Source organism: Hydrogenophaga sp. OTU3427, from assembly GCF_038440225.1.
In the GTDB taxonomy this organism is placed as follows: domain Bacteria; phylum Pseudomonadota; class Gammaproteobacteria; order Burkholderiales; family Burkholderiaceae_C; genus Hydrogenophaga.
Genome location: NZ_JASATI010000023.1, coordinates 38,944 through 53,514, shown reverse-complemented (window position 1 = coordinate 53,514; position 14,571 = coordinate 38,944). Strand labels below are relative to the sequence as shown.

The 14,571-nt window shown below is 67.4% G+C and carries 13 protein-coding genes; 10 read left to right on the top strand and 3 right to left on the bottom strand.

From position 1 onward, the window contains the following. Positions 1–19: 19 nt before the first annotated feature. Positions 20–751, bottom strand: a complete 732-nt coding sequence (locus tag AAHB17_RS14405) for a Crp/Fnr family transcriptional regulator (protein WP_342131319.1) — start codon at positions 749–751, stop codon at positions 20–22. Between the two features lie 164 nt (positions 752–915). On the opposite strand from AAHB17_RS14405, the gene AAHB17_RS14400 reads away from it, so the two are divergent. The 9 genes from AAHB17_RS14400 (at position 916) to AAHB17_RS14360 (ending at position 11,623) form a co-directional block, all read left to right on the top strand. Continuing rightward, positions 916–2,862: an AMP-dependent synthetase/ligase gene (locus AAHB17_RS14400; RefSeq protein ID WP_342131318.1), complete on the top strand. Its 1,947-nt coding sequence runs from the start codon at positions 916–918 to the stop codon at positions 2,860–2,862. After that, positions 2,859–3,656 carry an ABC transporter ATP-binding protein gene (locus AAHB17_RS14395; RefSeq protein WP_342131317.1) on the top strand — a complete coding sequence of 266 codons (798 nt, stop codon included), beginning with the start codon at positions 2,859–2,861 and terminating at the stop codon, positions 3,654–3,656. Before AAHB17_RS14400 ends, AAHB17_RS14395 begins: the two co-directional genes overlap by 4 nt. A gap of 10 nt (positions 3,657–3,666) precedes the next feature. Continuing rightward, a complete protein-coding gene (locus AAHB17_RS14390) occupies positions 3,667–4,596 on the top strand; it encodes a branched-chain amino acid ABC transporter permease (RefSeq protein WP_342131316.1) in 930 nt (309 codons plus the stop codon). A gap of 12 nt (positions 4,597–4,608) precedes the next feature. Further along, positions 4,609–5,685, top strand: a complete 1,077-nt coding sequence (locus AAHB17_RS14385) for a branched-chain amino acid ABC transporter permease (RefSeq protein ID WP_342131315.1) — start codon at positions 4,609–4,611, stop codon at positions 5,683–5,685. 48 nt (positions 5,686–5,733) lie between these two features. Then, a complete protein-coding gene (locus tag AAHB17_RS14380) occupies positions 5,734–7,071 on the top strand; it encodes an ABC transporter substrate-binding protein (protein ID WP_342131314.1) in 1,338 nt (445 codons plus the stop codon). Between the two features lie 163 nt (positions 7,072–7,234). Next, positions 7,235–8,044 (top strand): ABC transporter ATP-binding protein, encoded by an 810-nt coding sequence (locus tag AAHB17_RS14375; protein WP_342131313.1) that lies wholly within the window; start codon positions 7,235–7,237, stop codon positions 8,042–8,044. A gap of 54 nt (positions 8,045–8,098) precedes the next feature. Continuing rightward, positions 8,099–9,349 carry a phenylacetate--CoA ligase family protein gene (locus AAHB17_RS14370; protein WP_342131312.1) on the top strand — a complete coding sequence of 417 codons (1,251 nt, stop codon included), beginning with the start codon at positions 8,099–8,101 and terminating at the stop codon, positions 9,347–9,349. Positions 9,350–9,472: 123 nt separating this feature from the next. Continuing rightward, positions 9,473–10,459, top strand: a complete 987-nt coding sequence (locus AAHB17_RS14365; protein WP_342131311.1) for a tripartite tricarboxylate transporter substrate-binding protein — start codon at positions 9,473–9,475, stop codon at positions 10,457–10,459. Between the two features lie 156 nt (positions 10,460–10,615). Further along, positions 10,616–11,623, top strand: a complete 1,008-nt coding sequence (locus tag AAHB17_RS14360; RefSeq protein ID WP_342131310.1) for a Bug family tripartite tricarboxylate transporter substrate binding protein — start codon at positions 10,616–10,618, stop codon at positions 11,621–11,623. 195 nt (positions 11,624–11,818) lie between these two features. Here AAHB17_RS14360 and AAHB17_RS14355 read toward each other — a convergent pair whose 3' ends face one another. Further along, positions 11,819–12,145, bottom strand: a complete 327-nt coding sequence (locus AAHB17_RS14355) for a DUF1840 domain-containing protein (RefSeq protein WP_342131309.1) — start codon at positions 12,143–12,145, stop codon at positions 11,819–11,821. A gap of 157 nt (positions 12,146–12,302) precedes the next feature. Here AAHB17_RS14355 and AAHB17_RS14350 point away from each other — a divergent pair, with 157 nt between their 5' ends. Next, positions 12,303–12,794 carry a MarR family winged helix-turn-helix transcriptional regulator gene (locus AAHB17_RS14350; RefSeq protein ID WP_342131348.1) on the top strand — a complete coding sequence of 164 codons (492 nt, stop codon included), beginning with the start codon at positions 12,303–12,305 and terminating at the stop codon, positions 12,792–12,794. A 128-nt stretch (positions 12,795–12,922) separates the two neighbouring features. On the opposite strand, the gene AAHB17_RS14345 is transcribed toward AAHB17_RS14350, so the two are convergent. After that, positions 12,923–14,569 (bottom strand): HDOD domain-containing protein, encoded by a 1,647-nt coding sequence (locus tag AAHB17_RS14345; RefSeq protein WP_342131308.1) that lies wholly within the window; start codon positions 14,567–14,569, stop codon positions 12,923–12,925. Between the last annotated feature and the right edge of the window lie 2 nt (positions 14,570–14,571).

Sequence of the window (14,571 nt, the reverse complement as noted above, 5' to 3'; positions counted from 1 at the left end):
AACAGGCCCGGGGGGAGGTTCAGGGCCGTTGCAGGTCCTGCGCGCTGGACACCCCCCGCAACGCCTGCAGGTCCAGCACCCGCACGCCGCCGTATTCGATGCGGATGGCGTTCAGCGCCTGCAAGGTGGACAAGGCCTCGTTGACGCGCTGGCGCGACAGGCCGACCAGGTAGGCCAGTTCCTGCTGGGTGATGCGCAGCATGTGCCCCACGCCGGGGTAGAGCTCGGGGTTGAACAGCGCCGCCAGGCTGCGCGCCACCCGCACGTCGGGGTTGCTGATGCGGTCGATTTCGCGCGCGGCGATGAACTGACCCAGGCGCTCGTTGAGTTGGCGCATGACAAAGCGGTTGAAACCAATGGAGTTGTCCAGCAACCAGTGGAAACTTTCCACCGGCAGGCCGGCCACCACGCTCTTGCGCAGCGCCTGGATGTTGTAGCGGTATTTCTCGCGCTTGAGCGCCGTGCCTTCGCCGAACCAGCCGCCCGGCGCCACGCCGGTGAAGGTCATGACCGGCCCCTGCGAGTCGTCGTTGCTCATCTTGAGCAGACCGTCGATGAGGCCGAACCAGTAGGTCACCGGGCGGCCGACGCGACAGATGTAGTCGCCGGGCACGGCCTCGGACACCACGATCTCGGCCTCGGCGCGGCGGCGGCCGGCCGGCTCCAGGTTGTGTATCCAGGGGATTTCGTCGAGCTCGCGCGCGCTCGCGGGCCGGGCCCGCTGGCGCAGGGAAGGAACGCCGGTGCTCATGCCGTTCCTGTCGGAAAACTGACGCGGTTCATAGGGAAAGTCCTAGGCGGGCAGACCCTCAATTGTCGTCGCAATGACAACATGGCGTCAAATGCTTGCCTACCATTCGCGCCACGCCAAGGTCAGACATTGTGAGTTCGTCCACGGCATCCACAGGAGACAACATGCGGAGCACCTTCCCCCAACTGCTGCTGGCCCATGCGGCGCGTCGGCCCGACGCACCGGCCATGCGCGAGAAGGAATACGGCATCTGGCAGACCACCAGCTGGGCCCAGATGGTGGCGCTGGTCAGGCACGTCGCCTGCGGCCTGCACCAGGCCGGGCTCAAGCGCGGCGAACACATGGTGGTGATCGGCGCCAACCGCCCGCGCCTGTACGCCACCATGCTGGCCGCGCAATCGCTGGGCGCCATTCCGGTGCCGCTGTACCAGGACGCGGTGGGCGCCGAATGTGTGTTCCCCATCAACAACGCCGAGGTGCGCTTCTGCGTGGTGGAGGACCAGGAGCAGGTCGACAAGATGCTGGAGATCCGCGACCGTTGCCCGCAGTTGAGCCACATCTACTACGACGACCCACGCGGCCTGCGCAACTACACCGACGCCGGCCTGGGTGGCCTGGCCGAACTGGTGGCAGCCGGCGAGGTGTTCGCGCGCCAGCACCCTGGTTTTTTCCAGGCCGAGGTGGACCAGGCCCGGCCTGAGGACGTGGCCGCGATGTTCTTCACCTCGGGCACGACCGGCAACCCCAAGGGCGTGGTGCACACCCACGACTCGCTGCTCAACCGCGCCCACGTGGGCGCCCAGTTCGACAAGCTGACCGAGCGCGACGAGGTGCTGGCCTACCTGCCGCCGGCCTGGATCGGCCAGAACATCTTCAGCTACGCGCAGTGGCTGGCCGCCGGCTACGTGGTGAACTGCCCCGAGTCGTCCAGCACGGTGACCATCGACCTCAAGGAAGTGGGTCCGACCTACTACTTCGCGCCGCCGCGCGTGTTCGAAGGCCTGCTGACCAGCGTGATGATCCGCATGGAGGACGCCAGCGCGCCCAAGCGCCGGCTGTTCCATTACTTCATGGACGTGGCGCGCCGCGTCGGGCCGGCGCTGATGGACGGTCAGCCGGTGTCGGGCAGCGACCGCCTGCTCTACGCCCTGGGCAACGTGCTGGTCTACGGCCCGCTGCGCAACACCCTGGGCTTCTCGCGCGTGCGGGTGGCCTACACCGCCGGCGAGGCCATCGGCCCCGACCTGTTCACCTTCTACCGCTCCATCGGCATCAACCTCAAACAGCTCTACGGCTCGACCGAGACCGCCGTGTTCGTGTGCCTGCAACCCGACCACGAAGCCCGCGCCGACACCGTGGGCGTGCCCTGCGAGGGCGTGGAGATCAAGCTGTCCGAGTCGGGCGAAATCCTGGTCAAGTCGCCCGGCCTGCTCAAGGGCTACTACAAGAACGAGGCCGCCACCGCCGAGGTGCTGACCGCCGACGGCTGGTACCACACCAGCGACGCCGGCTTCATCGACGCCTCCGGCCACCTCAAGATCATCGACCGCGTCAAGGACGTGGGCCGCATCCTGGGCGGCCCCAACGACGGCGCCATGTTCGCGCCCAAGTACGTGGAGAACAAGCTCAAGTTCTTCTCGCACATCAAGGAGGTGGTGGCCTTCGGCGACAAGCGCGAAAAGGTCTGCGTGATGATCAACATCGACTTCGATGCCGTGGGCAACTGGGCCGAGCGCCGCAACCTGCCCTATGCCGGCTACACCGACCTGGCGCAGAAACCCGAGGTCTACGAGCTGATCCGCGACTGCGTGGAAAAAGTCAACGCCGACCTCAGCCGCGACGCCCTGCTGGCCGGCAGCCAGATCAGCCGCTTCCTGGTGCTGCACAAGGAGCTCGACGCCGACGATGGCGAGCTGACCCGCACCAACAAGGTCCGCCGCGGCTTCATCGGCGACAAGTACGGCGCGCTGGTGGACGCGCTCTACGGCGGCAAGACCGAGCAGTACATCGAGACCGCGGTCAAGTTCGAGGACGGCCGCAGCGGCAAGGTCAGCGCCACGCTGAAGATCGCCGACGCCAAGACTTTTGCCCCCGTGAAGGCCGCAGCATGACCCAGAAGAAGATCGGCGACGTCATCCTGGACGTCAGCAACATTTCCCTCAGCTTCGGCGGCGTCAAGGCGCTGACCGACATCTCGTTCAACGTGCGCGAGCACGAGATCCGCGCCATCATCGGACCGAACGGCGCGGGCAAGAGCTCCATGCTCAACTGCATCAACGGCGTCTACCAGCCGCAGCAGGGCGCCATCACCTTCCGCGGCCAGACCTTCAAGCACATGAACAGCCGCCAGGTCGCGGAGATGGGCATCGCGCGCACCTTCCAGAACCTGGCGCTGTTCAAGGGCATGAGCGTGATCGACAACATCATGACCGGGCGCAACCTGCGCATCAAGAGCAACCTGTTCAGCCAGGCCTTGCGCAACCCCTTCGGCTTTGGCGGCGCCGAAAAGGAAGAGGTCAGGCACCGCGAGTTCGTCGAGCACATCATCGACTTCCTGGAAATCCAGGCGCACCGCAAGACCCCCGTGGGCCAGTTGCCCTACGGCCTGCAGAAACGGGTCGACCTGGGCCGCGCCCTGGCCATGGAGCCGCAGGTGCTGCTGCTGGACGAACCCATGGCCGGCATGAACGTGGAAGAAAAACAGGACATGTGCCGCTTCGTGCTCGACATCAACGACGAGTTCGGCACCACCGTCGTGCTGATCGAACACGACATGGGCGTGGTGATGGACATCAGCGACCGCGTGGTGGTGCTGGACTACGGCAAGAAGATCGGCGACGGCACCCCCGACGAAGTCCGCAACAACGAGGACGTGATCAGCGCCTACCTCGGCACTTCACACTGAAAGAACGGCCATGGCATTTTTTCTAGAAACCCTCCTCGGCGGCCTGATGGCCGGCATGCTGTATTCGCTGGTGGCGCTGGGCTTCGTGCTCATCTTCAAGGCCTCGGGCGTGTTCAACTTCGCCCAGGGCGCGATGGTGCTGTTCGCCGCGCTGGCCATGGCCCGCTTCTCGGAATGGATTCCGAAGTGGCTGGGCACCGACAGCCTGGTGCTGGCCAACGTGCTGGCCTTCATCGTCGCCGGCGCCTGCATGTTCGTGGTGGCGTGGCTGGTGGAGCGACTGGTGCTGCGCCACCTGGTCAACCAGGAGGCCGCCACGCTGCTGATGGCCACGCTGGGCATCACCTATTTCCTCGACGGCGCCGGCCAGACCATCTTTGGCAGCGACATCTACCGCATCAACATCGGCATGCCCAAGGACCCGATCTTCGTGCTCGACTCCGTGTTCGAGGGCGGCATCCTGATCAACAAGGAAGACCTCTACGCCGCGCTGATCGCCGCCGTGCTGGTGGTGCTGCTGTCGCTGTTCTTCCAGAAGACCAGCACCGGCCGGGCGCTGCGCGCGGTGGCGGACGACCACCAGGCCGCGCAATCCATCGGCATCCCGCTCAACCGCATCTGGGTCATCGTCTGGTGCGTGGCCGGCGTGGTGGCCCTGGTGGCCGGCATGATCTGGGGCTCCAAGCTGGGCGTGCAGTTCTCGCTCACCACGGTGGCGCTGCGCGCGCTGCCGGTGATCATCCTCGGTGGCCTGACGTCCGTGCCCGGCGCCATCCTCGGCGGCCTGATCATCGGCGTCGGCGAGAAGCTCTCCGAGGTCTACATCGGCCCCATGGTGGGCGGTGGCATCGAGATCTGGTTCGCCTACGTGCTGGCCCTGGTCTTCCTGCTGTTCCGGCCACAGGGACTCTTCGGCGAAAAGATCATCGACCGCGTGTAAGGAAACCGAACCATGTTCTATCGCGAAAACGGTCAATTCAAGACCTCCTACTCGGCCGACCAGCAGATCTTCCCGATCGCCCAGGACCGCTGGGCCGTGCTGGCCCTCATCGCCTTCGCCGCCATCGGCGTGCCGCTGCTGGCCGACGAGTACATGTTCCGCGCCATCTTCATCCCCTTCCTGATCCTGGCGCTGGCCGCCGTGGGCGTGAACGTGCTGGTGGGCTACTGCGGGCAGATCTCGCTGGGCTCGGGCGCCTTCATGGCGGTGGGCGCCTACATGGCCTACAACACCTTCGTGCGCATCGAGGGCGTGCCGGTGATCCTGGCCCTGCTCTCGGGCGGTTTCTTCGCCACCCTGGTGGGCATGTTCTTCGGCATCCCCAGCCTGCGCGTCAAGGGCCTGTACCTGGCCGTGGCCACGCTGGCGGCGCAATTCTTCTGCGACTGGATGTTCCTGCGCATCGGCTGGTTCACCCATGGCAACGCCTCGGGCTCGGTGTCGGTGTCCAACCTGCAGGTGCTGGGCTGGGTCATCGACACGCCGCTGGAAAAATACCTGTTCTGCCTGGCCTTCCTGGTGGTGTTCGCGCTGCTGGCCAAGAACCTGGTGCGCTCGGCCATCGGCCGCGAGTGGATGGCCATCCGCGACATGGACGTGGCCGCGGCGGTGATCGGCATCCGCCCCATGTACGCCAAGCTCAGCGCCTTCGCGGTCAGCTCGTTCATCATCGGCGTGGCCGGAGGCCTGTGGGGCTTCGTGCACCTGGGTTCGTGGGAGCCGGCGGCCTTCTCGGTGGACCGCTCCTTCCAGCTGCTGTTCATGGTCATCATCGGCGGCATGGGCTCCATCATGGGCAGCTTCTTCGGCGCCGCCTTCATCGTCGTGCTGCCCATCTTCCTGAACCAGTTCCTGCCCTTCGCCGGCAGCCTGGTGGGCGTGGAGGTGTCGACCGCCACCGTCTCGCACACCGAATTCATGGTCTTCGGCGCCCTGATCGTGTGGTTCCTGATCGTCGAACCCCATGGTCTGGCCAAGCTCTGGAGCATAGGCAAACAAAAGCTGCGCCTGTGGCCTTTCCCGCACTGATTCCGTTTTTTCCCCGCTCGCTTCAACCACACCCTTAGGAGACAACACATGAAGCTTCGTCAAATCGTCCTGGCGGCCGCCGTCGCCTCGGCCACGCTGTCTGGCGCCCTGGTCGGCACCAACGCATTCGCCCAGGCCAAGGAACAGTTCTTCCCCTCGCTGGTCTACCGCACCGGCGCCTATGCGCCCAATGGCGTGCCCTTCGCCAACGGCTACGCCGACTACCTCAAGCTGACCAACGCGCGTGGCGGCATCAACGGCGTGAAGGTCTCCTTCGAGGAATGTGAAACCGGCTACGCCACCGACCGCGGCGTGGAATGCTACGAGCGCCTCAAGGGCAAGAACGGCGGCGCCACCGTGTTCCAGCCGCTGTCCACCGGCATCACCTTCGCCCTGACCGAAAAGGCCCCGGGCGACAAGATCCCGCTGATCACCGCCGGCTATGGCCGCAGCGAGTCGGCCGACGGCGGCGTGTTCAAGTGGAACTTCCCGCTGGCCGGCACCTACTGGGTCGCGGCCGACGTCATCGTCCAGCACCTGGGCAAGAAGGAAGGCGGCCTGGACAAGCTCAAGGGCAAGAAGATCGCGCTGGTCTACCACGACAGCCCCTTCGGCAAGGAAGCCATTCCGCCGCTGCAGGAGCGCGCCGCCATGCACGGCTTCCAGCTGAGCCTGCTGCCCGTGCCCCACCCCGGCGTGGAACAGAAGGCCACCTGGCTGCAGATCCGCCGCGACCGCCCCGACTACGTGATCAACTGGGGCTGGGGCGTGATGAACTCCACCCTGGTGAAAGAGGCCCAGGCCACCGGTTACCCGCGCGAGAAGATCTATGGCGTGTGGTGGGCCGGCGCCGAACCCGATGTGAAGGACATCGGCGAAGGCGCCAAGGGCTACAACGCCATCACCATGCAGCACGGCACCGAGAAGGGTTCCGACATCGCCAAGGAGGTCCTGGCCAAGCTGCACGACAAAGGTCAGGGCACCGGCCCCAAGGACGAAGTGGGCGAGGTGCTCTACATGCGAGGCCTGATCAGCGCCATGTTCGCCGTCGAAGGCGTGCGCGCCGCGCAAGAGCGCTATGGCAAGGGCAAGGTCGTGACCGGCGAGCAGGCGCGCTGGGGCTATGAAAACCTGAACCTGACCCAGGCCAAGCTCGACGCGCTGGGCTTCAAGGGCGTGCTGCGCCCGGTGTCCACCAGCTGCCAGGACCACATGGGCGCCAACTGGGCCCGCATCCACACCTGGAACGGCAGCAAGTGGGAATTCAGCAGCGACTGGATGCAGGCCGATGAGCAGATCATCAAGCCCATGGTCAAGGTGGCCGCCGACAAATACGCCGCCGAGAAGAAGCTGACCCGCCGGGCGGGCGCCGACTGCCAGTCCTGATCCGTCTGCGACGGATCAGGCTGGCAGTGCCTGCCCTCCGTTGTGCACCCTCCCTCCCGCCCAGCGGGAGGGAGAAAAGAAAAAAGTGGCCCTCGCGGGCCGCCAACCGACAGTGCTGCGCGCAGCACTGTCGCTTGGTCACCGATTCGCACAAGGTCCTCACATGAGCACACCCAACATCGTTCTCAACGTCAACGGCATCGAGGTCATCTACAACCACGTGATCCTGGTGCTCAAGGGCGTGTCCCTCAACGTGCCCCAGGGCAGCATCGCGGCCATCCTGGGCGGCAACGGCGCGGGCAAGACCACCACGCTGCGCGCCATCTCCAACCTGCTCAAGGGCGAGCGTGGCGAGGTGACCAAGGGCAGCATCGAGTTGCGCGGCGAACGCATCGAGAACCTGTCGCCGGCCGACCTGGTCAACCGCGGCGTGGTGCAGGTGATGGAGGGCCGGCACTGCTTCGCCCACCTGACCATCGAGGAGAACCTGCTGACCGGCAGCTACACCCGCAAGGACAAGGGCGAGATCGCGGCCAACCTGGACAAGGTCTACAACTATTTTCCGCGCCTGAAGACGCGCCGCACCAGCCAGGCCGCCTACACCTCGGGCGGCGAACAGCAGATGTGCGCCATCGGCCGCGCCCTGATGTCCAGCCCCAGCGTGGTGCTGCTGGACGAGCCCTCCATGGGCCTGGCGCCGCAGATCGTGGAGGAGGTGTTCGAGATCGTGAAGGACCTCAACACCAAGGAGAAGGTCACCTTCCTGATCGCCGAGCAGAACACCAACATGGCGCTGCGCTACGCCGACTACGGCTACATCATGGAAAGCGGCCGCATCGTGATGGACGGTGCCGCCGACGACCTGCGCAACAACGAGGACGTGAAGGAGTTCTACCTCGGCATGGGTGGCGGCGAACGCAAGAGTTTCAAGGATGTGAAGAGCTACAAGCGCAGAAAGCGCTGGTTGGCTTGACCCACGTCCCTCGCTTGCCCGTGGCCCCACACCCAACCCGAATTGGTATCTTCAATGAGCAATTTCCACGACGCGCTTGAAACCCGCGACCCGGCCGAACGCGAGGCAGCGCTGATGGCGGCGCTGCCGGCGCAAATCGCCCACGCGCAGCAGCACACCGCCGCCTACGCCAGCATCCTGGCCGGCGTGAACGCGGTCCGCGTGAACAGCCGCGCCGCCCTGGCGCAACTGCCGGTGACGCGCAAGCACGAACTGCTGGCGCGCCAGAAGGCCTCGCGCGCGCAGGGCGGCGACGCCTTTGGCGGCTTCTCCGCCCTGGTGCGCGGCCCGGCCATGTCGCGCATCTTCGCCAGCCCCGGCCCCATCTACGAACCCGAGGGCGCGGACACGGACTACTGGCGCACCGCGCGCGCGCTGCACGCGGCGGGCTTCCGCAGCGGCGAGCTGGTGCACAACAGCTTCAGCTACCACATGACACCGGGGGCCTTCATCCTGGAGTCCGGCGCGCGGGCGCTGGGCTGCACGGTGTTCCCGGCCGGCACGGGCCAGACCGAGCAGCAGCTCGAAGCCATCCAGGAGCTTCGGCCCGACGCCTACACCGGTACGCCCAGCTTCCTGCGCATCCTGCTGGAAAAGGCCGCCGAGGCCGGTACCCGGCTGAGCATCACCAAGGCCTCGGTGGGCGGCGAAGCCTGCCCGCCCAGCCTCACCGCCTGGTTCAAGACACAGGGCGTGGACGTCTACCAGACCTATGCCACCGCCGACCTGGGCCTGGTGGCCTACGAAACCCCGGCGCGCCAGGGCCTGCTGCTGGAGGAGGGCGTGATCGTCGAGATCGTGCGCCCCGGCACCGGCGACCCGGTGCCCGAGGGCGAAGTCGGCGAACTGGTGGTGACCACGCTGGGCGCCGGCTATCCGCTGATCCGCTTTGGCACCGGCGACCTGTCGGCCATCCTGCCCGGCACCTGCCCCACCGGTCGCACCGCCACGCGCATCAAGGGCTGGATGGGCCGCGCCGACCAGACCACCAAGATCCGTGGCATGTTCGTGCACCCGGGCCAGGTGGCCGAGGTGGTGCGCCGCTTCCCCGAGGTGAAGAAAGCGCGGCTGGTGGTCAGCGGCGAGATGGCGAACGACCGCATGTGCCTCCAGGTGGAGGCCGATGCCGCCAGCGATGCGCTGCGCGACGGCCTGGCCCAGGCGGTGCGCGACGTGACCAAGCTGCGCGGCGACATCGAGGTGGTGGCGCCGGGTGCCCTGCCCAACGACGGCAAGGTGATCGAGGACGCCCGCAAGTACGACTGACCGGCAGCGGACGGTCGCGGGTTTTCACGCAGACCAGGCTAGGTACTTTCCTCGATGGCCCGACGGGGTGGCCGGGGTAGCATCGGCGCCACTTCTCCCCACACCTTGCGCACTGGAACCGCCATGAAAATTCTGCTGACATTCACCGCCCTGGCACTGGCCGCCTCGGGCAGCTTCGCCCAGGAGTTCCCGAGCGACAAACCCATCACGCTGGTCGTGCCTTTCGCCGCTGGCGGCCCGACCGACCGTGTCGCGCGGGACCTGGCCGAGGCCCTGCGCAAGCCGCTGGGCGGCGCCAACGTGGTGGTGGAAAACGCCGCCGGCGCTGGCGGCACCATCGGCGCCACCAAGGTGGCCCGCGCCAAGGCCGACGGCCACACCCTGCTGCTGTGGCACATCGGCCTGGCCTCGACCGTGGGCCTTTACCGCAAGCTGCAGTACAAGCCGCTGGAAGACTTCGAGTACCTGGGCATGGTCAACGACGTGCCCATGACCCTGATCGGCAGCCCCAAGTTGCCGGCCAACACCTACCGCGACTTCGAGAACTACATCCGGGCCAACTCGGGCAAGGTCAATCTGGCCCACGCCGGCCTGGGCTCGGCCTCGCACCTGTGTGGCCTGATGTGGCAGTCGGCCATCAAGCTGAACACGGCCATGACCACCATCCCCTTCAGCGGCACGGCACCGGCCATGACCAACCTGATCGGCGGCCAGGTCGACGTCATGTGCGACCAGACCACCAACACGACCAGCCAGATCGAGAGCGGCCGGGTCAAGGCCTTCGCGGTCACGACCGACAAGCCGCTGAGCGGCCACAAGCTGCTCAAGGACTACCCCACGCTCAACGAGATGGGTCTCAAGGGCTTCAACCTCACCATCTGGCATGGCCTGAACGCGCCCAAGGGCACGCCGGCCCCGGTGCTCAAGAAGCTCAACGACGCCCTGAAAGTGGCCCTGAAGGACCCCGAGTTCATCAAGAAGCAGGAAGGTCTGGGCGCCATCGTCGTGAACGACAAACGCGCCACGCCCGAAGGTCACAAGGCCTTCGTCGCGGCCGAGATCACCAAGCTCAAGGCCGTGATCGAAGCCGCTGGCCAGTTTGCGGATTGAACGGAGCCCACCCGTTGCTTGCCCGCTGCGCGTGGCCGCATCCCCCTCAAGGGGCGGCACCAGCCGTCTGGCGAAGCCAGCCCGGCGGTGTCTCCCGGACAAAGCCACCTCCGGGTGGCTTTTTTTTGGTTCACCCGCACAACAGGAGACCCACGCATGACATCAACGCTTCCCTCTCGCCGGCGGCTGCTGACCGGCACCGCCTCACTGGGACTCCTGGGCGCGCTCCCCGCCGCCTGGGCACAGGCCAGCTGGCCCACGCGGCCGGTGCGCATCGTGGTGCCGTTCGCGCCCGGCGGCACCACCGACCTGCTGGCCCGCGCGCTGGCGCCCGAGCTCAGCCGGGCCTTTGGCCAGCCCTTCACGGTGGACAACCGTGCGGGTGCGGGCGGCAACATCGGCACCGAGCTGGTGGCCAAGGCCGAGAAGGACGGTTACACCCTGCTGATGGGCACGGTGGGCACCCACGGCATCAACAAGGCCCTCTACAAGTCGCTGCCCTACGACCCGCAGAGGGACTTTGCCCCGGTGACCCTGGTGGCCGGCGTGCCCAACGTGATGGTCATGAACACCGAGAAGGCGCGCAGCCTGAACATCCGCACGGTGGCCGACTTCATCCGCCACGCCAAGTCCAACCCGGGCCGGTTGAACATGGCCAGCAGCGGCAACGGCACCTCCATCCACCTGGCCGGTGAGCTGTTCAAGCACCAGACCGGTATCTTCATGACCCACATCCCCTACCGGGGCTCGGGTCCGGCGCTCAGCGACATGTTGGCCGGCACCATGGACGTGATGTTCGACAACCTGCCCTCGTCCATGCCCCACATCCAGTCGGGCAAGCTCAAGGCCTTCGCGGTCACCAGCGCCCAGCGTTCCACCGCCCTGCCCGACGTGCCCACGGTGGCCGAGGCCGGTCCGCTGCCGGGCTTCGAGGCCAGCTCCTGGTTCGGCCTGCTGGCGCCGGCCGGCACGCCGCCGGACACCATCCAGCGCGTGCAACAGGAAGTGGCCAAGGCCCTGAACCTGCCGGCGGTGAAGGAGCGCCTGCTGTCACAGGGTGCCATCCCCAGCGGCAACACGCCGCAGGAATTCGCCCGCCTGATCGACAGCGAGATCACCAAGTGGGCCGCGGTGGTGAAAGCCTCCGGCGCCCGGGTGGACTGAACAGGACCGCTGGCAGAGGGAGGCCAGGCCGCCGCGCCGGGCCGCCCCAAGCAAGGCCGCGCCCCCTCGGGAGGCAGCGACCCGCGCAGCGGCGGAGCGTGGGGGCCGCGTTTCGCCGCCGGGCCGCCCCAAGGCGAAACCACCCCCTCGGGGGGCAGCGACCCGCGCAGCGGCGGAGCGTGGGGGCCTCAGTCCCTAGACCCCCCAGACGATGTCGGCCTGTTCCTTGAGGCTGTGCTGCACCATCTCGATGAAGGGCGCGCAACGCATGCGCAGGGTCACGCTGTCGGCGGGCTCGGGCAGGGGTTCGTCCCGATCCTGTGCCTCGCGGGCCTGGCGCTCGCGTTCGGCTTCGTCGGCGCGCACGGCCTCCTGCAGCGCGCTCACGGCAGCAGGCATCTGGGCGACCAGCAGGATGCCGGGCGCGCCCGGGTCCTTGCCCAGGATCTCCAGCACCCGCCGCCCAGAGGCCTCCAGCATCACCAGGTCGGCCGTGGCGCGGGACTTGAATCGGTACAGCATGGGGGTCCTTGTGGGCGGGGTGATGGATCGGCCCATTGTGGCATTCGGCTTCCCGCACAGGGGAAAACCCCCAGCACAAGCGTTTAACAATCATCGACAATTTTTCAGGCCTAAACTATCGCCACCTTCCCGACGCCACACCACCATGGACGACACCCTGGACCTCGAAGCCCGCGCCCACAGCGAGCACCCGGAAGCCTTGCGGCTGTGGCTGCGCCTGCTCACCTGCACCCAGCTGATCGAGAAGCAGGTGCGCACCGGGCTGCGCGAGCGTTTCGACACCACCCTGCCCCGTTTCGACCTGATGGCCCAGCTCGAACGCCACCCCGAGGGCCTGAAGATGAAGGAGCTGTCGCACCGCTTGATGGTGACCGGCGGCAACATCACCGGCATCACCGACCAGCTGGTGACCGAAGGCCTGGTGGAGCGCCTGGAGGTGGAGGGCGACCGCCGCGCCTGGCGCGTGCGCCTGACGCCCCATGGCCACGCGCAGTTTGCCGCCATGGCGCAGCAGCACGAAGCCTGGATCGTGCAGGCCTTCGACGGCCTGCAGACGCGCGAGGTGGAGCAGTTGCATCGCCTGCTGGGCAAGGTCAAGCGCCACCAGCAGCGCAGCGGCAGCGAAGACGGTTCAAGCGCAGGCGCCTGAAAAAACCGAAATCAAGCACCCCACCGGCAAGCCGTGCCCCACCCGGGGACACCGCCGGGCTGGCTCCGCCAGACGGCCGGTGTCGCCCCCTGGGGGGTGACGCCGAAGGCGGTGCGGGGGGGCCCCATTCACCTCGCCTGCCGAAACGCCATCACCGCCTGGTTGCGCAGGGTCTTGAGCAGCGACAGCTGCTGGTCGTTGAGCGCGATCGCACCCACGGTGGCGGTGTCGGCGTAGATCAGACCCAGCGGCGCCCCCTTGAGCTGCAACGGCAGCAGGAGGAAGGACGGCGCCTGCACCTGCTCGCGGAACCACGCGGGCAGGCGCTGGGCCACGTTGGGCGCGCTGGCGTCGCTGATCAGCGTGTCCACGTTCTTGGTGCAGACCAGGGCAAACACGTCGCTCGCGCCCTGCAGCGGGATCTTGAAACGCCGCGCCACAACGGCGGCGTCCTCGCCCAGCCCCATGCGGCCCACCATGTGCTGGCCGGTGCTGTCGCGCAGGCACAGCAGCACACGCCGGAAACCCAGGGCCCGGTACATGGTTTCCAGCACCATGCGCAGCACATCGTTGAGAGGCACGGAGTCGATCAGCGCCTGGGTCACGTCCTGGATGCCGGTGGTCAGCAGTTCGCTGGCCTGGACCACCGGATCGGACGCGGCGGACCGCCCTTCGTCGTCGGCCGCCATCAGCGCCAGGCTGTCGAGCGAGGAATCGATGGCGTCCACGGGCTCGGCGTCGGACGCTGCGTCGGCGGGGATTTCGGTGGGCACCTGCATGAGCCTCGCGGCGGGCGACTGCGGCGGCACCACCAGCCCGAGCGCGTCGGCGGTCTGCGCCAGGCGCTCACGCGCGGCATGCACGCGCTGCACCAGATGTTCCGCGTCCACGCCCATGCTGGCGCTGTAGGTCTGGGCCAGGCGCTGCAGGCGCGCCGGAAGGACCTCCGGGGCACTGGCGAGCACGGCGTCGGCCATGTCGTTGGCGCCCAGCACCAGCCAGCGCAGGCGATCGGCGTTGTCGCCAGGCTCCCTGGCGGGCGGGCGGCCGGCCGGCCGGCTCATGAGGCGCTGGATGGGGCCTGGCAGGCCCCAGGCGCGAGCCACGCCCAGGCCCAGGGTCTCGTAGTCCAGCCGCAGCACCTGGGTGGCGGCGGTGGTTTCGGGGGTGCCGGCAGCGACCGCGTCACGGACCCGGCGCGCCTCCTCGGGCAGGTAGAACCCGGCAAGCATGCGGCCCAGGTTCTGGAACAGGCCCCCGATGAAGGCCTCTTCGCCATCGGTGGCCTTGACACACAGATCGCTGGCCAGCGTGGCGGCCAGCAGCGCGCGCAGGAACTCGGTGCGCAGCTGCTGGGCGTGGGCCTTGTCCTGCATGTGCTCCAGCAGCAGCAGGCTGAGCGCCATGTTGCGTATGCCGGCAAAGCCGATCAGGCTGACCGCGCGCGAGACCGTGCTGATGCCGCCGCCAGCGTGGGCGAACTGGGCCGAGTTGACCAGGCGCAACAGCTTCTGGGTCAGCGCCACATCCTTGAGGATTTCGTTGGTCAGCCCGTTGAGGCTTTCGGTTTCCGAGTTCGCCAGGGTCTGCACCCGCACGATGGACTCGGACATGGCCGGAAAGTCGGTCTGGTGCCGCATGCGCCGCAACAGATCGGCCAGGGTGGCGGGCAGGCGGGGATCGGCCTCGCTGGCGGAGGTCGCCGGGGTCATGTCGGACAAGGTGTCGGGCGCCGCGGTCGGCACGGGAGGCGGGAGGGGTTCGTCGGGGTCCACGG